Annotated in this window: 17 protein-coding genes; 8 read left to right on the forward strand and 9 right to left on the reverse strand. The window is 60.8% G+C overall.

The features are described from left to right. Positions 1-112: 112 nt before the first annotated feature. From ACMA5I_RS03545 to ACMA5I_RS03565, 5 genes are all read right to left on the reverse strand, one after another. Positions 113-517, reverse strand: a complete 405-nt coding sequence (locus ACMA5I_RS03545; protein ID WP_525884856.1) for a hypothetical protein — start codon at positions 515-517, stop codon at positions 113-115. Positions 518-599: 82 nt separating this feature from the next. Further along, positions 600-1259 carry a DUF3891 family protein gene (locus ACMA5I_RS03550; protein ID WP_525884857.1) on the reverse strand — a complete coding sequence of 220 codons (660 nt, stop codon included), beginning with the start codon at positions 1257-1259 and terminating at the stop codon, positions 600-602. 53 nt (positions 1260-1312) lie between these two features. After that, positions 1313-2368: a Hint domain-containing protein gene (locus ACMA5I_RS03555; protein ID WP_525884858.1), complete on the reverse strand. Its 1056-nt coding sequence runs from the start codon at positions 2366-2368 to the stop codon at positions 1313-1315. Positions 2369-2556: 188 nt separating this feature from the next. Next, the gene (locus tag ACMA5I_RS03560) at positions 2557-3777 is read right to left on the reverse strand and encodes an LL-diaminopimelate aminotransferase (protein WP_525884859.1); all 1221 of its coding nucleotides are present in this window, start codon (positions 3775-3777) and stop codon (positions 2557-2559) included. 37 nt (positions 3778-3814) lie between these two features. Next, positions 3815-4057, reverse strand: a complete 243-nt coding sequence (locus ACMA5I_RS03565) for a hypothetical protein (RefSeq protein WP_525884860.1) — start codon at positions 4055-4057, stop codon at positions 3815-3817. Positions 4058-4279: 222 nt separating this feature from the next. On the opposite strand from ACMA5I_RS03565, the gene ACMA5I_RS03570 reads away from it, so the two are divergent. Together ACMA5I_RS03570 and ACMA5I_RS03575 are read left to right on the forward strand one after the other, a co-directional pair. Then, a complete protein-coding gene (locus ACMA5I_RS03570) occupies positions 4280-6121 on the forward strand; it encodes a PHA/PHB synthase family protein (RefSeq protein WP_525884861.1) in 1842 nt (613 codons plus the stop codon). Further along, a complete protein-coding gene (locus tag ACMA5I_RS03575; protein WP_525884862.1) occupies positions 6121-6681 on the forward strand; it encodes a TetR/AcrR family transcriptional regulator in 561 nt (186 codons plus the stop codon). The genes ACMA5I_RS03570 and ACMA5I_RS03575 overlap by 1 nt, the downstream gene beginning before the upstream one ends. A gap of 69 nt (positions 6682-6750) precedes the next feature. Here ACMA5I_RS03575 and ACMA5I_RS03580 read toward each other — a convergent pair whose 3' ends face one another. The 3 genes from ACMA5I_RS03580 to glyA form a co-directional block, all read right to left on the reverse strand. Next, positions 6751-7833 carry a hypothetical protein gene (locus tag ACMA5I_RS03580; RefSeq protein ID WP_525884863.1) on the reverse strand — a complete coding sequence of 361 codons (1083 nt, stop codon included), beginning with the start codon at positions 7831-7833 and terminating at the stop codon, positions 6751-6753. Between the two features lie 131 nt (positions 7834-7964). Next, complete coding sequence (locus ACMA5I_RS03585; protein ID WP_525884864.1) at positions 7965-8792, reverse strand: LysR family transcriptional regulator; 828 nt, start codon at positions 8790-8792, stop codon at positions 7965-7967. 319 nt (positions 8793-9111) lie between these two features. Next, entirely contained in the window at positions 9112-10380 is a 1269-nt protein-coding gene (gene glyA / locus ACMA5I_RS03590) for a serine hydroxymethyltransferase (protein WP_525884865.1), read from the reverse strand. A gap of 207 nt (positions 10381-10587) precedes the next feature. On the opposite strand from glyA, the gene ACMA5I_RS03595 reads away from it, so the two are divergent. The 6 genes from ACMA5I_RS03595 to proS all read left to right on the forward strand — a co-directional run bounded on the left by ACMA5I_RS03595 (position 10588) and on the right by proS (position 18768). Then, positions 10588-11382, forward strand: coding sequence for an NAD kinase (locus ACMA5I_RS03595; protein WP_525884866.1), 795 nt, complete (start codon positions 10588-10590; stop codon positions 11380-11382). A gap of 100 nt (positions 11383-11482) precedes the next feature. Beyond that, the gene (locus ACMA5I_RS03600) at positions 11483-12550 is read left to right on the forward strand and encodes an AI-2E family transporter (RefSeq protein WP_525884867.1); all 1068 of its coding nucleotides are present in this window, start codon (positions 11483-11485) and stop codon (positions 12548-12550) included. Continuing rightward, entirely contained in the window at positions 12547-13266 is a 720-nt protein-coding gene (locus ACMA5I_RS03605) for a DnaA/Hda family protein (protein WP_525884868.1), read from the forward strand. The genes ACMA5I_RS03600 and ACMA5I_RS03605 overlap by 4 nt, the downstream gene beginning before the upstream one ends. Positions 13267-13318: 52 nt before the next feature. Continuing rightward, the gene (locus tag ACMA5I_RS03610; RefSeq protein WP_525884869.1) at positions 13319-15499 is read left to right on the forward strand and encodes an RNA degradosome polyphosphate kinase; all 2181 of its coding nucleotides are present in this window, start codon (positions 13319-13321) and stop codon (positions 15497-15499) included. 59 nt (positions 15500-15558) lie between these two features. Then, a complete protein-coding gene (locus tag ACMA5I_RS03615) occupies positions 15559-17082 on the forward strand; it encodes a Ppx/GppA family phosphatase (RefSeq protein WP_525884870.1) in 1524 nt (507 codons plus the stop codon). 348 nt (positions 17083-17430) lie between these two features. Beyond that, entirely contained in the window at positions 17431-18768 is a 1338-nt protein-coding gene (gene proS / locus ACMA5I_RS03620; protein WP_525884871.1) for a proline--tRNA ligase, read from the forward strand. Between the two features lie 62 nt (positions 18769-18830). Here proS and ACMA5I_RS03625 read toward each other — a convergent pair whose 3' ends face one another. Beyond that, positions 18831-19364, reverse strand: coding sequence for a hypothetical protein (locus tag ACMA5I_RS03625; protein ID WP_525884872.1), 534 nt, complete (start codon positions 19362-19364; stop codon positions 18831-18833). Positions 19365-19387 lie beyond the last annotated feature (23 nt).

Raw genomic sequence — 19387 nt, forward strand, 5'->3', positions numbered from 1 at the left:
CGCGGCAGGGAGCAAGGGCGGGGGTTAGGATGGTGGAATTCAGAACCGTTTCTTTGACGATTTTTCTGGATGTATCCTCTTGCGTGTCGCCAAGGCCAAGTTTGGCAAAGCCTCAGCTACACCCCGGCGACAGAAGCCAATATTGCGAGTCCGCCGTTTCACCATAGCTGGCTCTGGACGCATCGCGCTGCACCACCAGTTTGGACGGGGGCTCACATGTGACACCCATCTGACGCGCGATATGCAGGACCGCATCGACCGCGCCGCGCTCATCTTGCGGAGCCACATTTGAGAACGTCGTCTCTTTCTTCGTGGTGACCCGCCAGCCTTGTTTCTCGCCCTCGGGCGTGATGGTGTAGACATTTCCTCTCACCATCACGGCGAACATTCCGGGTGCCTGCATGATCGTTTTAGGCGCCTCGTAAACCATCGCCTTGCCCTCTGAATCCGGGCCTGTCTCATAGGACTGGCAGCCGGCGAGAGCGACGAGCAGGATTGCGATATATGCGAGTTTCATCCGTAAATTTTCCAATCAATACATAAATTCGTTGGCTTAACATGTTCACAGCATGGAGTGCGCCACAGGTATTTGCGGCGCTTCATGCGCTCTCAGCCCTACATATCCGATAAGGCATTAACAAGGGTTGTAGATGTTTGGGATACCCCTCCGCCTCATATCCCAACACATACCCCTCAAACGCGGTGACCGAGAACGGCCAAGGGTCCACGGTGATCTCAACGCCGTTCACGCGGTAGGTCAGCTCGGCCATTTCGCCCGCGCCGGACGTGACGGTTTTGCGGCGTTCGGTCTCATGCTCGTAGCAAAAATCGAAGGCGATGCTGTCGCAGAGATCGGTGATTGTGTCGGCCTCGGCGAAGGCGTCGGGGGTGGCGGTCGCTTGCGGCATCAGTTCCGCGATCCGAGCGTCGAGGCGGGCGCAGAGGGCGGTTTCGTTCCCCCAGCTCATCAGGCGGCGGACATGGTTCAGCACGACGATTTCGGCGTCGATATTGGCGTAACCCGTCGCGATCCAGCGCTCGACCTGCGCGGCGCGGTCCGCAGAGGTGATCGACCGGATTTCCGCCGTGTCGAGTTCGCCAAAAGCGCGGTCATGGGTGGCGATGCCGAGCAGGAGCGCCGCGCGGTCGATGGCGGGCAGGGCGAAACGCGCATTGCCCCAATGGAGCGCGAGCGCGCCGCAGAGGCGCAGATGTTCCGACTGCGGCACCACAATCGCGCGTTTCGTGCTGGCAAACATGGGGTAAGGCTAGAGGCGGGACCGGCGTTCCGCAAGCCTCTCGCACCGCCGGGTCAGAGGGAGAGCAGCGGTTGTTGCGGGTTCTTCAGATGCCGTTTGACCAGTTGCGCCTGCCGCTTGCCGCGGGCGACGGGTTTGCAGAGCGGCGGGCGCTCGGCGCGCGGTTCTTGCAGCAGATGGTGGGTCAAATCCGGGAAGATGGTGAGGATTTCATGGACCGCGTCCTGCCCCAGCATGTCGAGCGCCTGCGGGCCGAGATAGAGGGTTTCGGCCAGCGCACCCTCGGCCGTGACCACCTCATGCTGATCGCAAAGGAAGTGGACATAGGTGATCTCGGCGACATCATCGGCGATCTCAATCCCCGGATAATCCAGCAATTTCTTGGCCGGGATCAGCACGTCCTCGCCGTCGAACATCCGCGCGACGATCTTGGAGCGGAGCAGGATGCGGTGCTGCGGGGAGACCAGCAGATCGCGGGCGGGAAGGTTCGGGCCGAGCGCGCCGGCACGGATGCGGATCGGGGTGAGGTCGGGATTGGTGGCGAGATCCTCTGCGGAGAAATGCCGCTGCCCGGTCCATTTGATCGCCTGCGGGCCATGCTCCAACGTCATCACCCTGTCGCCCTTGGCGAGCGTCTCCACGGGGCGCGCGCCGGTGTCGGTCTCGATCATCGTTCCTGCGGCAAAACAGACGAAATCGTCGAAAGGGGTGTCGCCGACAATGTCATAAGACAGGAAATTCACCGTCGAGCCCGGTTCCACCGCGAACTGGAAAGCCGTATAGCGGGTGCCGCCCACAACGATCTGGTTCGCTTCGCCGGTGATCACATCGCCATTGGGCGTCGTCACCTCGACCTCATAGGTCACGCGGGAATAGACGCCGGTGCCAATAGGCTTGCCGTCGAAGGCTTCGGCCAGAACCTGCTGCGAGTCATCGCGCGACTGTCCGTTGTTATTATTGTTGTCTTGCAGGATGTTATCGTCATCCTCGATGGCAATGTCGAGCGGGGTCGCGGTGTCCTCGATCTCGTAAATCCCGAGTTCCAGATTGCTGCGGTTCGGATCGAACGCGCTGCCGCGATAGACGTAACCGAACTCATAAATCGCCATGGTTCTGCCTTTCCCGCCGGGGTGGTGCGGCGTGTTTCTGGCTGATTACTTTCTCATGAAAACCCGCCGTTTCAAGCCTTTCGCGCCCATTTGCTGGAAAAAATCGCCGCGAATACACAGCGGCGGGCCCGAAATCTCGGGAGAACAGGCAGCGATCTCGGGGCGCTGCCTGTCGTTTTACATGCGGATTAGTTGTCGTACTCGGCTAGAATCCGGTCCGCGTCGTCCATCATGCGTTTGACGTTGCGCGCGGCCTGACGGATGCGCTGCTCGTTTTCCACGAGGCCGAGGCGGACATAGCCTTCGCCATATTCGCCGAAACCGACACCGGGCGAGACGGCGACTTCGGCCTCGCGGAGCAGGATTTTTGAGAATTCCATGGAGCCGAGATGGGCAAATGTCTCGGGGACCGGGGCCCAGGCGAACATGGTGGCGGGCGGCGGCGGGATGTCCCAGCCGGCGCGGCCCATGGTTTCGCACAGCACATCGCGGCGGGATTTATAGACGCCGCGGATCTCCGCGATGCAGTCGTCCGGCCCGTTGAGCGCAGCGGCGGCGGCGACCTGAACCGGGGTGAAAGCGCCATAATCAAGATAGCTTTTGATCCGGGTCAGCGCCGAAATCAGGTGATGATTGCCGACCGCGAACCCCATGCGCCAGCCGGGCATGGAGTATGTTTTCGACAGCGACGTGAACTCGACCGCCACCTCTTTCGCACCCTCGACTTGCAGGATCGAAGGGGGCGGGTTGCCGTCGAAATAGATCTCCGCATAGGCGAGATCGGAGAGAACCCAGATCTCGTGTTTCTTCGCGAAGGCCACGAGTTCCTTGTAAAAATCGAGATCGCAGACCTGCGCGGTCGGGTTCGACGGGAAGCTGACGACAATTGCCGCCGGGCTCGGCACGGAATGCTTCACCGCCTGATCGAGCGCGCGCATATAGGCTTCCGGCTCAAACCGCCCATTATGCAGCGCGGCAACATGTCGCAGATTGCCGCCCGCGATCATGAAACCGTAGGGGTGGATGGGGTAGGACGGGTTCGGCACCAGCATCACATCGCCGGGCGCGGTGATCGCCATGGCGAGGTTGGCGAGCGCTTCCTTGGAGCCGAGGGAGGCGATCACCTCGGTGTCCGGGTTCAGCTTCACGCCAAAGCGGCGCTCGTAATAGCCCGCTTGCGCGCGGCGCAAACCGGGGATGCCGCGTGAGACCGAATAGCGATGTGTGCGCGGCTTCTGCACGGTCTCGATCAGCTTGTCGACGATATGTTTGGGCGTGTCCATATCCGGGTTGCCCATGCCGAAGTCGATAATGTCCATCCCGCCCGCGCGATACTCGGCCTTGAGGCGGTTCACCTCGGCAAAGACGTAAGGGGGAAGGCGTTTGATGCGGTGAAAATCTGTGTTCATAGGTTCGGTTTCCAAGCTCCGGCATCTCTGGCCGGGATCAGGAGGGGTCGTCGTTTTGACGGGAAAGATCGGTCGGGGGGAGGGAGGCTGACTGTAGCCTTGCGGCACGGGCCTCCAGCGCCTCCAGCCGCGCCTGCATATCGTCGCCGCCCGCAGGCGCAAGGCCGCTCGCGCGCGCGTCGAGCGCTGCGGCGTCGGCGGCCAGACGGCCCTCGCGCAACATCTCTTCGGCATCGCCCGCAATCGGGGCGCTCGCCGCATCCGCTTCGGCAATCGTCATCAAGTGCGGCGCATCGGCCCGATTCCCGGTTTGTTTCGTCACGTCACTTGGTATAGTGTCGGGGACCGAACAGGATGCAAGGAGCAGAAGGCAAAACGGTCGCAGCATGGGATGTCAGTTTTGCCTTGATTATTGTTCGAAACCTCTTTGCATTGATAGCCAAACCTCGGCTGTTGGCAAGGGTGCGCCGCAGCAAGCTGAAGAAAATGGGAGCAAAGTGGAATGAGCAACAATCAGAGTGCAGCCGAAGCCTTCGATCCAACATCCCCTGAATTCAGCGCGAATATGACGAAGGCTGGCGAGTTAACGCAAAAGATCTGGCAGGAATTCATGGAATCCGGCCTTGGCGATGAAACCCCCGCCCCCTCTGATCCGCTCAACACCACGCCCGCCTTCACCCATCTGGTGCAGGCGATGATGACGCATCCGGCGCAGACCAGCCGCATGATGTTCGGCTTCTGGCGCGATCAGGCGGATCTGTGGACGCGCACGGGCCTGAAATTCTGGGAGCAATTCGGCCGCACGGAACTCACCGCTGAGCCGCTCGCGAGCGGCAAGCCGCGCAACAAGCGCTTTGCCCATGATGAGTGGGAAAAGAACCCGATGCTCTCCTATATCCGCGAGAGTTACGAGTTGGCCGCCAAGCATCTGCGGGAAATGGCGGTCGAGATGGGCAATGATCTCAACGACCGGGACCGCCGCAAGGTGGAGTTCTACACCCGCAATTTCATCGAAGCGATGAACCCGGCGAACTTCGCCGCCCTCAACCCCGAGGTGATGGAAACGACCAGCAAGGAGCAGGGCGCGAACCTCGTGCGCGGGCTGGAAATGATGCTGAAAGATCTGCGCCGCGGCCATGGTCAGCTTTCGATCAGCCAGACCGATATGGACGCCTTCAAGGTCGGCGACGACATGGCCAACACGCCCGGCAAGGTGATCTTCCAGAACGAGCTGTTCCAGCTCATCCAATACGCGCCGACGACCGAAAAGGTCTATGCCAAGCCGGTGCTGATCATTCCGCCCTGGATCAACAAATTCTACATTCTCGACCTCAACGAAGAGAAAAGCTTCGTGCGCTGGCTGGTCGGGCAGGGCTACACCGTGTTCATGCTCAGCTGGGTCAACCCGAGCCCCGCCAATATCGACGAGACATGGGAAAGCTATGTCAAAAAGGGCGGCATGACCGCCATCGAGAAGGTGCTGGAGGAGACCGGGCAGGACGATCTCAACCTCATCGCCTATTGCATCGGGGGCACCATGACCGGCGTGATGGCGTCGCATATGTGCGGGGCGGGGGATGATCGGCTCAACTCGATCACCTTCTTCACCGCCCAGCATGAATTCTCCGATCCGGGCGATCTGCAGGTCTTTATCGACGAGCAGCAGATCCAGAGCCTCGATGCGATGATGGAAAAGGGCGTGTTGCCTGCGACGGCCATGTCCTCAGCCTTCAATATGATGCGCTCGAATGATCTGATCTGGAGCTATGTGGTCAACAACTACATGCTCGGCAAAAAGCCGATTGCCTTCGATCTGCTCTACTGGAACGCGGATTCCACGGCGATGGTGCCGAATGTGCATCACTACTATCTCGAATCCTTTTACAACAACAACGACTTGGCCAAAGGCAACCTGACCTTTGAGGGCAAGCCGGTGGATCTCGGCAAGATCAACGTCCCGGTCTTCCACGTCGCCGCGCGCGAGGACCATATCGCGCCCGCCGCTTCGGTCTATCGCGGGGCGAAACTGCTGACCGGCGCGGATGTGACCTACACGCTCTCCGGCTCCGGCCATATCGCCGGGATCGTCAACCCGCCGGTGAAGAACAAATATCAGTATTGGGTCAATGACACGCTGGAGCCGGGCACCGTAGAGGAATGGATCGAGGGCGCCGAGGAGCATCCGGGCAGCTGGTGGCCCCATTGGGAGCAATGGCTGCGTCCGCTCGCCGGAGGCCGCAAGGCGACCAAGGCGCGCGAGCCGGGCGAGGTTCTCGGCACCATCGAGGATGCGCCGGGCAGCTATGTGCGCGTGAGCCACAGCACCACGGCCACGAAGGACTGATGGCGCGAAAATCCGGGGTGAGTGGGGCAGACACCGCGCGGGCGATCCGGGCGGCGGCGCTGAAATTGATTGCCCGGCATGGCTATGCGGCGGTCTCCATGCGGCAGATCGCCAAGGAGGTCGGCGTGCAGGCGGGCGCGCTCTATCTCTATGTGCCCGACAAGCAATCCCTGCTAATGGAACTCATGGAAGGCCACATGACCGCGCTGCTCGCGGCCTGGGACGCGGCGGAGAAAGAGACGCCCGACCCGCTCGCCGCCTTCGTCCGCTTCCATCTCGATTACCACCTCGACCGCCGCGACGAGGTCTTCATCGCCTATATGGAACTGCGCAATCTGGAGCCAGAGAATTTCGCCCGGATTGAAGGGCTTCGGCGGGACTATGAAAGCATCCTGCGCGGTATTCTGGAGGCGCGCGGCACGACGGACGCCAATGTCGAAACCCGCGCCCTCATCGCCATGCTGACCGGCGTGACCAATTGGTATGACGAAGGCGGCCCCCTCAGCCGCGACGCGCTCATCGCACGCTATCAGGAGATGGCGAAGGGGGTTGTGGAGTAGCTTAGTTGGATAAATTAAGTAGCGTCTCCTCTTCAAGGTCGCAGAAGTATTTGAATGTTTCGATAGCGCTCAGTTTGAATTTTCTTTGTCTACATAGGTTGGCCGATTTTCACCGACGACGTTTTGACCGCTATCGAAACCTTCGATTTCTCTCGCAACCTTTTCAAGCACGTCCGACTTGCCTCTGTTTGCTTCTAAAAATTCCGCTACCACCTTTGCTGCACTGCGCTGCATCTTAGTGCGCCCACTCGGCTGGTTTGGGGGCGCTGCGATACTTTGCTCGACAATGTTTCTGAGAATTACCGTAAAGTTTAAGGAATCAACCGGTTTAAGATTTTCAAGTTGATTAACATATAATGTCATGCGCTCTGAGCTCTCGCCCGCCATATGTGAGCGTAGCATTGTATATAAGAGTCCTATTTCCGGGTATCTGTATTCAATAACTTTTATACTCTCTAAATGCATCTCATAAACCGCTGACAAATGTTCTTTATTTATCCATTCAATTGGTAAATAATTTGATCCGATAAGAATATTCCCAAAGCTTTGAGATAATACGCGATGAGTATCTTCGCTAAGAAAATCTAAATCTTCACCATTAAATTCTTTCACATTTTCGAGAATAGATATTATTTCGACATCCCTATCAACCATAGCAAAGTTTCTGATTAGCTTATCAGCAAACATCAGAAGGTCGTCCATCCGCTCCTTCCAGCGAACCTTCTCCTGTTGGGGGATGTCGTTATCGTTCAGGCTTGTTTTGATTGTTTCAGATAGATTTTCCCATACGATCATAGCTTCTTTTATCTGAGTGTCAGTAAAGCCATCGTCTCGTTCCATTAGCGTCGCGAAAACGCTTGCCGCAGCGAAGTCTGCACTATATTCAGCTGCTAAATATTGCCGGTCTATTCGTTCTGATACAGCTTCCTCAGCCGCGCTCGTTATAGAGGATTTAATATAAAGAGTTGCGATTGTTCCCGAAATCAGAAGGACAACAGGGATAACCACCGCGGCGGTTTGTATGAGCCTGCCAATACGCTTTTCAGCGCGTTCGTCTGAGCGTTCGTTGACTTGCGCCGTGATTTTACTAACGAATAGATCGTAGTATTGTTCATTTGCAAGCGCCGCGTCGGCAACATCTTTTTCAGCCATAATAACCCCTTAAAAATATCATATTAGTGGAATATTCATCTCAGTTTTTTCTGCACCATAGTAGCATCGATTTGTGATATTTATTTAACATTATGCATGACTGTCGTTGACTAGGTTTATTGCAGAGTTGGTTAATCCCCCCTTAGCGCGCTCACGATCCGGTCGATGGCGCGGCGTTGGGCGGGGAGGTGGCGGTCGTCGTCATGCATGACAAGCCATTGATCATGCGAGAGTTCCGGGACCATCTGGCCGGAGCGGACGAGCTCTGGGTAGTGGCGGGCAACGAAGTCGGGGAGCATCGCTTTGCCGAGCCCGGCGAGGGCCATGTCGAGGAGGCTCCGGGCGGTGCTCGCTTCGAGGTGGACGAAGGCGCCCGCGCGCTCGGCGACCCAGCGGGCGGAGGGGGTGTCGAGGGTCGTGTTCAGCCAGCGTTTTTCTGATTTTTCAAGAGCATAGGGTGCGAAATAGACGCGGCGGAGGCGCTTGCCGGCGAGGCCTTCTTCGGTGGGGCGGCCCGCGCGGATGCCGAGGCTGATTTCCCGGTGGGACAGGCTGAGGCGGGCTTCGTCCGCGATGAGGCGCAGGCGGAATTCCGGGGGCGTGCCGAGGATGGCGGGCAGGGCGCGGATGAGGTCGAGGCTGGTCCAGCTTCCGGCGGAGAGTTTGACGAGCGGCAGGTCGTCCTCTGGTTTCTTGATCAACTGAACAAGATCCTGTTCGACTGTACCAAGTGCGTCGGCGAAGGCGCGGCCCTCATCGGTGAGCGCATAGCCGCGGTCATGGCGGATCAGCAGTTCCTTCCCCAGACGGCGTTCCAGATCCAGCATCCGGCGGCTGAGGGTCGCGGGGCTTTTGCCGCTGATTTTCGCCGCGCCGGTCAGGGTGCCTTCGCGGGCGATGGCGAGAAAGAGCGGCAGATCGGCCCAGTCGAGTGTCGGGGGTAAAGTCTTTTCATTCATGAAAAGAACCCTTCAATCCGTTTCATTTCAGACATGATAGCCGGACGCTATCTTGAGGCAAGAGATTTGCCAAAGGAGGCTGTCATGAATGGATATTTCGACCATCGCGCCAAGGATCGGCACCCCGGGATGATCTTGCCCGAAGAGGCCGCGCAGCGGGCACGGGAGGCGGAGGCGCTGTTTTACGAGACCTGCGGCGCGCCGTCGCTTGCAACCCGGATCAGGGCGGCGCTGGCGCGTTTCGCCCGCCGCAAGGGCGCGCATAAAAAAGACCCGCATCCGGTAGTGGATGCGGGTCTGGATGTTCAGGCGGAAGGGATCAGTAGATCGGGAAGTCCTTACAGAGCTTCGCGACCTCGGCCTTCACCTTTTCTTCCACCTCGGCATTGCCATCCGCGCCATTCGCAGCAAGCCCGTTGACCACTTCGACGATCAACTCGCCGATCTTGGTGAACTCGGCCTCGCCGAAGCCGCGGGTGGTGCCTGCGGGCGAGCCGAGGCGGATGCCGGAGGTCACGGTGGGCTTTTCCGGATCGAACGGGATGCCGTTCTTGTTGCAGGTGATATGGGCGCGGCCGAGGGCTTCCTCGGTCTCGTTGCCCTTCACGCCTTTGGGGCGCAGATCGACGAGCAGCAGATGCGTGTCCGTCCCGCCGGTGACGAGATCGAGCCCGCCCTTCATCAGCGCTTCGCCCATGGCTTTGGCATTGGCGACGACCTGTTTGGCGTAGTCCTTGAACTCCGGCTGAAGGGCCTCACCAAAAGCGACGGCCTTGGCGGCGATCACATGTTCCAGCGGGCCGCCTTGCAGGCCGGGGAAGATCGCCGAGTTGATTTTCTTCGCAATCGCTTCGTCATTGGTCAGCACCAGACCGCCGCGCGGGCCGCGCAGGGTTTTATGGGTCGTGGTGGTGGCGACATGGGCGTGATCGAGCGGGTTCGGATGCTCACCGCCCGCCACGAGCCCGGCGAAATGGGCCATGTCGACCATCAGATAGGCGCCGACTTCATCGGCAATCTCGCGGAATTTGGCGAAGTCGATCTGGCGCGGCACGGCGGAGCCACCGGCGATGATGAGCTTCGGCTTATGCTCGCGGGCAAGCTCGGCCATCTGGTCGTAATCCAGTTCCTGATCCTGCTTGCGCACGCTGTAATGGACCGGGTTGAACCATTTGCCGGACTGGTTGGGCTTCGCGCCATGGGTGAGATGCCCGCCTGCGGCGAGGTCCATCGCCAGGAACGTGTCGCCCGGCTTGAGGAGCGCCATGAACACCGCCTGGTTCGCCTGACTGCCTGAATGAGGCTGGACGTTCGCGAAACCCGCGCCGAACAGCTCTTTCGCCCGGTCGATCGCCAATTGCTCGGTCACATCGACATGCTGGCAGCCGCCGTAATAGCGTTTGCCCGGATAGCCTTCGGCATATTTGTTCGTGAGAACCGAGCCTTGCGCTTCCATCACCGCTTTGGAAACGATGTTTTCGGAGGCGATCAGTTCGATCTCCTCGCGCTGGCGGGTGAGTTCGTCCTCAACTGTGGCAAAGACTTTCGGGTCGCGCTCGGCGAGGCTTTGGGTGAAAAAGGCGCTCATAATCCTATCCCCTTTGATGTGGTTGCCGTTATCTAACGTGAAACGAACGGCGCTGAAAGCGGAGTTTTGCGGCGTTTTCGGGGGAAGTTTGCGGCATGTTTTCGCCTTGGGCGGGCCGGGCGAGAGGCGCGGCGGCGTCGAGAGCGCTTGCAACAGCTTGATTGGCGGGACAAAATGCGGGGGCGCGCAGGCCGCTTGAGGGGGGATATGTCGCAAAGAGCAGACAGGGGCGCTCCCAAGGGGCAGCCCAAGCTTCATTTCGCCGCCTCGCGGGCCGAGGATGCGCAGGCCGCCCATGCCCGGCTGACCGCGCGCTATGGCCAGACGCGGGCGCATGATGCGGATATCATCATTGCGCTTGGCGGGGATGGCTTCATGCTCTCGACGCTCCACGCAACCCAAGGGCTGGCCGCGCCGGTTTACGGGATGAACCGGGGCACGGTCGGCTTTATCATGAATGAATATGGCGAGGACGGGCTTTTTGAACGGCTCGCCGAGGCGGAACTGGCGGAGATCAACCCGCTCTCGATGGTGGCGATGCCCGCAAATGGCGAGGCGCAGCAGGCGCTGGCGATCAATGAGGTGTCGCTTTTGCGCGAAGGGCCGCAGGCGGCGAAGCTGAAAATCTCCGTCGATGGGCGGCCGCGCATGGAAGAGCTGATTTGCGACGGCGCGATGGTGGCGACGGCGGCGGGCTCGACGGCGTATAACTACTCGGCGCATGGTCCGATCCTGCCGATTGGCGCGGATATTCTGGCGCTCACCCCGGTGGCGGCGTTTCGCCCGCGGCGCTGGCGCGGCGCGCTTTTGCCGCAAAAGGCGGTGGTGCGTTTCGATGTGCTGGAGCCGCAAAAGCGCCCGGTCGCGGCGGTGGCGGACGGCTATGAGGTGCGCGATGTTCTGTATGTCGAAGTGCGCACGGAGATGAGTGTGGTGCATCGCTTGCTCTTCGATCCGGGCCACGGTCTCGAAGAGCGACTCATCCGGGAACAATTCACCTAAAAGCGGCGTTATGCCGCGAAGCGGCAAGATTGCGCGCGGCAGAGATTGACAGCACGGGTCAGGGCCTCATAACGGGCATAACCCTTTAAAGGAGAGTGCCATGACCGAAAGACGCTGGTGGACGATCATCGGGATCCTTGTCCTTGGGATTATGCTGTGGCTGCTCAAGGGCATCTTGTTCCCGTTCCTCGCCGGGATGGCGCTGGCCTATTTCCTCGACCCGCTGGCGGACCGGCTGGAGCGGCAGGGGATCAAACGGGTCTGGGCGACGGTGATTATATCGCTGGGACTTTTGAGTGTCTTGGTGGTGGTCATCGCCTTCGCGGTACCGCTGCTTTATCAGCAGGCCGTGGCCTTCGCGCAGGCCGCGCCGGGCTATCTGGACCAGCTTCAGAACCTGCTGATTACCCGTTTCCCGGAGGTCTATTCGGAAGGCTCGCAGATCAACACCGCGATCGACAACTTTATCTCCATGGTGCAGGAGCGCGCCGGTGAGATTGCCGGATCGGTGCTGAAATCCTCGCTGCGACTGGTCGATGCGGTGGTCGCGATTGTCGTGATCCCGGTCGTGACCTTCTATATGCTGCTCGATTGGGACCGGATGATGGCCAAGGTCAATCGCTGGCTGCCCGCCGATCACGCCGAGCGTATTCGCGGGATCGCGCAGGAGATCGACAATGTGCTGGCGGGCTTCGTGCGCGGGCAACTCACGGTCTGTCTGATCCTCGGCACGTTCTACGCGGTCGCGCTGGCGATTGTGGGCCTCGATTTCGGCCTGCTCGTCGGGATGTTCGCGGGGCTTTTGACCTTTATCCCCTATGTCGGCTCCATCGTCGGCGGCGCGCTCTCCATCGGCCTTGCGCTCTTCCAGTTCTGGGGCGACTGGGTGATGGTGATCGCCGTCGCCGCGATCTTCGTGACCGGCCAGATGGTCGAGGGCAATTTCCTCTCGCCGAAACTCGTGGGGGACTCGGTGGGGCTGCACCCGGTCTGGCTGATGTTCGCCCTCTCGGCCTTTGCGACGCTGTTCGGCTTCACGGGGATGCTGATCGCGGTGCCGGTTGCCGCCTGTCTTGGCGTCTTTTTCCGCCATGCGATGGATGAGTATTTCAAGAGCGATCTTTACCGCGGCACGGAGACGAGCAGCATCAACGGGGACGAGCTTTGAGCGAGCCCGCCCGTCAGTTGCGCCTGCCGCTGCCGCGCCGTCAGGCGCTTGGCCGTGAGGATTTCATCATCTCGCAACCGAATGCGCTGGCCCTCGCGATGGTCGAGGACTGGCGCAACTGGCCTGAGGGCAAGCTGGTGCTGTCCGGCCCGGCGGGCTCGGGCAAGACGCATCTGGCGCATGTCTGGGCGACGCAGACCGGGGCGCTCATTGTGGATGCCGAGAGCCTTGCGAGCGCCAATCTGCCGGGGCTGGCCCGCCGCCCGGTGGCGGTGGAGGATCTCGACCGGCTGAATGGCCCGAAAAAGGACGCGGCGGAGGCGGCGCTGTTTCACCTCCACAACCTCTTGGCCGAAGCGGGGCAGGCGCTGATGATCACCGGGCGCGGCGTGCCGGCCCATTGGGCGATCACCTTGCCGGATCTGGCGAGCCGCGTGCGGGCCGCCAATCTGGCGCAGATCAACCCGCCGGATGATGCGCTGCTTGGCGCGCTTCTCTATAAGCTCTTCGATGATCGCGGGCTGGTGCCGCCGGGCGAGGTGGTGACCTATATGGTCGCCCGGATGGAGCGGAGTTTCGAGACCGCTCGCCGCCTTGTCGCGCAGCTTGACGAGGTCGCGATGGAATCGCGGCGGGAGATCACGGTGCCGCTGGCCGCCTCCGTCATGCAGGCCCTTGGCGCGCAAAATGATGATAGAGTGTGTGAGACGCCCTGAGATTTCTCAGAAGATTCATAAAAGGGTCACGAAAACACGCCAGAAGACAGCTATGACAAATTCAGATTTCCTCACCGCTCCGTTTCGCGATCCCGTGGCCCTTGATGGCGTGACCATGGAGAGCTGCGCGCGGCTCTTTAACCGGGAGCTGAGCTGGCTGGCGTTCAACTGGCGCGTTCTGGAAGAGGCGGAGAACCCCAAGGTGCCGCTGCTGGAGCGGGTGCGGTTCGTCTCGATCTCCGGCTCCAATCTCGATGAGTTCTTTTCGGTGCGTGTCGCGGGTCTGCGCGGGCTGGTCCGGGCGGGGATTTCCAAGCCATCTGCCGACGGGATGACGCCGGAGGAGCAGCTTCGCAAGATCGACGCCGAGGCGCGCAAGCTGATGGATTATCAGCAGGATGTGTGGCGTGAGTTGCAGGCGCAGATGTCCGCCGAGGGGCTGGATGTCATCACCCGCGCGGATCTGACCAAGGCGGATATCAAGCGGCTTGAGGACACCTTTATGAATCAGGTGTTCCCGGTGCTGACGCCGATCGCGATTGACCCGGCCCATCCGTTTCCCTTCATCGCGAATAATGGTTTCGCCCTCGCGCTGTCGCTCATTCATGAAGAGACGGGTGAGGAATTGCACGCGCTCCTGCCCGTCCCGGCGCAGGTGGACCGGTTTATCGAGGTGGAGACGCCGCGCGGCGGCAACAAGCGCTTCCTGCCGCTCGAAGGGTTGCTCGAAGCCTTCCTGCCGCAGCTTTTCCCGCGCTATCGCCTTGATGGCTCCTGCGCCTTCCGCGTGCTGCGGGACGGCGAAATGGAGCTGGAGGAAGAGGCCGAGGATCTCGTGCGCGAGTTTGAAAGCGCGCTGAAACGTCGCCGCCGGGGCGATGTGATCCGGCTCGAAATGTCCGCCAGCGCGCCCGAGGATCTGCATCAGATGATCGTCGAGGCGATGCATATCGACCCCGCCGAGGTGATCGAGGTGGACGGGGTGATCGGGGTCAAGGACCTTTCGGAAATGATCATCAAGACCCGGCCCGACCTCGTTTGGCCGCGCTTCGTGCCCCGGATGCCGGAGCGGGTGGTGAACGACCATGACGGCGATATTTTCGCCGCGATCCGCCAGAAGGATATGTTGCTGCACCACCCTTACGAGACCTTCGACATCGTAGTGCGGTTCCTCCAGCAAGCCGCGCGCGACCCCAATGTCGTGGCGATCAAGCAGACGCTTTACCGCACAGCGCAGGATAGTCCGATTGTGGATGCGCTTTGCGAGGCGGCGGAGGATGGCAAATCCGTCACCGCGCTGGTGGAGCTGAAGGCGCGGTTTGATGAGGCGGCGAATATCCGGCAGTCCCGCAAGCTGGAGCGCTCCGGCGTGCAGGTGGTTTATGGGTTTATGGACTGGAAAACCCACGCCAAAGTCTCGACCGTGGTGCGGCGTGAGGGCGACAAGCTGGTGACCTATTCCCATTATGGCACCGGGAATTATCACCACATTACCGCGAATATTTACACCGATCTCAGCTTCTTCACGACCGACCCGGCCTTGGGGCGCGATTCGACGAAACTCTTTAACTACGTTTCCGGCTATGCGCTGCCGACGGAGATGGAGAATCTGCAAATGTCGCCGCATTCGCTCAAGCAGCGGTTGATCGCGGATCTGGAGGAAGAGGCGAAACATGCGAAGGCGGGGCGGCCCGCCCATGTGTGGATCAAATGCAACTCGATCATCGAGCCGCAGATCATCGACGCCTTTTACAAGGCGAGCCAGGCGGGGGTGAAGATCGAGGTGATCTGCCGCGGCATTTGCGGCATCCGGCCTGGGGTGAAGGGGCTGTCGGAGAATATCCGCGTCAAATCCATCGTCGGGCGGTTTCTGGAGCACAGCCGCATCTATTGCTTCGGCAATGGCGATGCGCTGCCGAATACCGGCGCGAAGGTCTATATGTCCTCCGCCGATCTGATGGGGCGCAACCTCAACCGCCGGATCGAGCATATGGTGCAGATCCACAACCCGACCGTGCATAGCCAGATCCTCGATCAGATCATGGCGGCGAATCTGGCGGATACGGCGCAAAGCTGGGTGTTGAACCCGGACGGTACATTCGACCGCCATGTCGCCAAAGAGGGCGAGCGGCTCTTTAACTGCCACAAGTTTTTCATGGAAAATCCCTCCATGTCGGGCCGGGGCAGCGCCGGGATCGACGATGTGCCGCGCCTGACGCACTCGCGCCACTGAACCGATTGACCCCGGCTCTTTGAGCAGGTTACCTCTTTGTTAAAACGGGGAGGGATGTCGTGCAGGAACAAGAGCCGCAACAAGGCAGCGCCGGTGTCATCCCCTACGCTTTGGGCCAAGAAATGCGGGTCGGCGTGATCGATGTCGGCTCAAACTCGGTCCGCCTCGTGGTTTTTGAGGGGGCGGCGCGGTCTCCGGCCTATTTTTTCAACGAAAAGGTGCTGTGCGGGCTTGGCAAGGACATGGCGGATTCGGGCGTGTTGAACCCCGAAGGCCGGGCGCGGGCGCATGAGACGCTGAACCGCTTTGCGGCGCTCGCCAAGGCGATGGAGGTGCAAAGCCTCAACGGGGTTGCGACGGCGGCGGTCCGCGACGCGGAGGACGGACCGGATTTCGTCGCGCAGGTGGAGGCGGAAACCGGCATCACGCTGCAAGTGGCGAGCGGCCCGGAAGAGGGGCGGCTCTCGGCGCAGGGGGTGCTGCTCGGCTGGCCGGATGCGGAAGGGATCGTCTGCGATATTGGCGGCTCGTCGCTGGAACTGGCGGAGCTTTCGGGCGGCGAGATCGGGCGCTGCGAGACCTCCGCGCTCGGCCCGCTGAAGCTTCAGCAGTTTGAGAAGGCCAAGGACCGCGCGGCCTATATCGAGAAAACGCTGAAGAAATTACACAAGAAATTTCCCGGCAAGCCGGACCGGATGTTCCTTGTCGGCGGATCTTTCCGGGCGATTGCCCGCGTCGATATGGAACGCAATGGCTATCCGCTGAAGGTGCTGCATGAGTATCGCATGACGCCAGAGCAGGCGGCGGAGACGGCGGAGTGGTGCGCCGGGCAAGATGCGGATGGCCTCGGCGAGCTTGGGACCGACACTTCGGCGGCGCGGCTGCAACTGGTGCCGCTCGCGGCGGAGGTTCTGGCCCGGATCGTAAAGGAATTTTCGCCCGCGGAACTCGCGATTTCGTCTTACGGGATCCGGGAGGGGATGCTGTATGAGGCGCTGCCGAAACAGCTGCGCTCCCGCGATCCGCTGATTGAAGCGTGCCTCCATATGGAAGCGGCCTCGGCGCGGTTTCCGGGGGCGGGTGATGCGCTCTATCTGTGGATGCAGCCGCTCTTTCGCGATGAGCCAAAGGAGGTGCTGCGGCTGATCCATGCGGCGTCGCTTCTGCATGACATCAACTGGCGCTCGCATCCCGATTACCGCGCCGAAACCTGTTTTGAGACCGCGACTCGCGCCAATCTTGGCGGGCTGGCGCATGATGAGCGGATCTTCCTCGGGCTGGCGCTGCTCCACCGCTACAAGAACAGTCGCAAACATGTCGATGACGAATTTGTCGCCGGGGTGGTGGATGAGCAGATGCGGCAAAAGGCCGAGCGGGTCGGGCGGGCGCTGCGCCTTGGCGCGATGCTGGCGGGCGGCTCCGCGGCGGCGCTCAGCGATACGGAACTGACGCTGGAGAAATCGCGCCTCACACTGCATCTGGGACCGCAGGCGAAGCGATTCTTTGGCGAGACGGTCACGAAGCGCGCGAGCGCCCTTGCAGATTCGCTCGGGGCCGAGGCCGAGATCACGCAGGCAAGTTAAGCGTGAAACTATTTCGCGCCCTGCGGAAAAATTATCCTTTAAAATGAATAAGGCCCGGCGCTATGCCGGGCCATTCTTCCCTAAACTCGGACCTTGTTTCCGGTAAGACCGGGCCCTTTTATCGTGCGGATCTTCTTCGATCCTTCCTGTTGTGAGCGCGACGTTGCATGATTCTTGGGCAGTTTGCAACGGTTGTGTTTCAAAAAATGTCAGAATGTTAAGGGGCGCATTAACTATTTTATTCCATGTTAAGCGCTTAACCGTGCGGCAACTGTCTGTGCGCGGAAACATCAATTGCACCGCAGCGCGCTCCCGGCTAGACCATGGCAAAGTTTTTTGGAGATCGCGATGCGTCTGAGCCGTTATTTTCTTCCCGTTTTGAAAGAAACCCCTGCCGATGCGCAGATCGCCAGCCACCGGCTGATGCTGCGCGCCGGGATGGTCCGCCAGCAGGCCGCTGGGATCTATAGCTGGTTGCCGCTCGGCTATAAGGTTCTGCGGAACATCGAGAAGATCGTGCATGAGGAGCAGCAGCGGGCGGGCCATATCCCGGTTCTGATGCCGACCCTGCAATCGGCGGATCTCTGGCGCGAGAGCGGGCGCTATGATGCTTACGGTGAGGAGCTTCTGCGCATCAAGGACAGGCATGAGCGCGACATGCTGTTCGGGCCGACCAATGAGGAAATGATCACGGATATTTTCCGCTCTTACGTCAATTCCTACAAGGACTTGCCGCTGACGCTTTACCATATTCAGTGGAAATTCCGCGATGAGCGCCGCCCCCGGTTCGGGGTGATGCGGGGCCGCGAATTCCTGATGAAAGACGGCTATAATTTCGATCTCACCAAAGAGGATGCGATGCACGCCTATAACCGGCATCTCGTCTCCTATCTGCGCAGCTATGAGCGGATGGGGCTGACGGCGATCCCGATGCGCGCGGATAGCGGCCCGATTGGCGGGGACGACACGCATGAGTTTCTCGTGCTGGCGGACACCGGCGAGTCCGAGGTGTTTTACGACAAGACGATCACCGATCTGCGCCTCGGCGACCGGGCGATCGACTGGCAGGATCGCGACCAGCTTGAGGGCATCAAGACCGAGTGGACGACGCCTTATGCGCGCACAGACGAGACCCATGACGCGGCGAAATTCGGCGAGGTGCCGGAGGATCGCCGGGTGCAGGGTCGCGGGATCGAGGTCGGTCAGATCTTCTATTTCGGGACCAAATATTCCGAGCCGATGGGCGCCGTGGTGACGGGCCCTGACGGGAGCCGCATACCGGTGCATATGGGCAGCCACGGGATCGGGGTGAGCCGTTTGGTCGGCGCGCTGATCGAGGCGAACCATGACAATAAAGGCATCATCTGGCCCGAGGGCGTGACGCCATTCCATGCCGGGATTGTCAATCTGAAACAAGGCGATAGCGCGGCGGATGCGGCGAGCGAAAAGATCTATGAGGCGCTGCAAGCCAAGGGTCTCGATCCGCTCTATGACGACCGCGAGGAGCGGGCGGGCGCGAAATTCGCGACCATGGATCTGATCGGTCTGCCCTGGCGGATCACGGTCGGCCCGCGCGGGCTGGAAAAGGGCGTGGTTGAGCTGACCTCCCGCCGGACGGGTGAGAGCGAAGAGCTGTCGCCAGAAGCCGCCGTGGATCGGATCGCGCAGATTTACGCCGACGTTTAAGCGCGGGTTTTGAAGGGCTTGCGGCGCGGCTTTAAAGGGTCGCGCCGCAACCGATTATAGCATCAGCCGCAATGCCGCCCGCCTTGGATGCGCGCGGAGAGTGCCGCCGTTGCGCCCGCGCTATCAGTGCCGGTGAGGGTCACATCCACCGGCTGATCGTCGCGGAAGGTGATGGTGAGGCTGACGACTTGCGGTTCGGTCTCCGGCGCTTCCCATGTTTCGGTGAAGGTGTAGACCGGCACGATGGCGCCGGTCTCGTCCGTTTGCTCGGCGCGCGCCATTCGTGGATCGGGCGCGACGATGAAGCTGCCGGGGATGGAGATATTCGCGGCGCTCATTCCGGTGTCCGCGCGGAGGGTGAAAAGCAGCGTCGCCGCGCTGTCGCCGCCGGGCAGGAAATGGACGCCTTCGACCTTGGTGTCGCCGCAGGGGCCTTCCACGGCGCCGCGGTTCGGGTCCGTGGTGGCGATGGGAACGGATTGCCCGCCGTCGAGCCGCGCGATGGTGAGGAGCGGGCCTTGCGGCGCGGCGTCCTCCACCGGCGCGCAGGCAAGCAGAAGCGGCAGAGAGAGGGCGGCGCGGATCGTCGGGGGCATGGCGGTCTCCTTGAGATTTAACC

The sequence above is a fragment of the Jujubicoccus corallicola genome (assembly GCF_047345645.1).
Lineage (GTDB): Bacteria > Pseudomonadota > Alphaproteobacteria > Rhodobacterales > Rhodobacteraceae > JBLEFH01.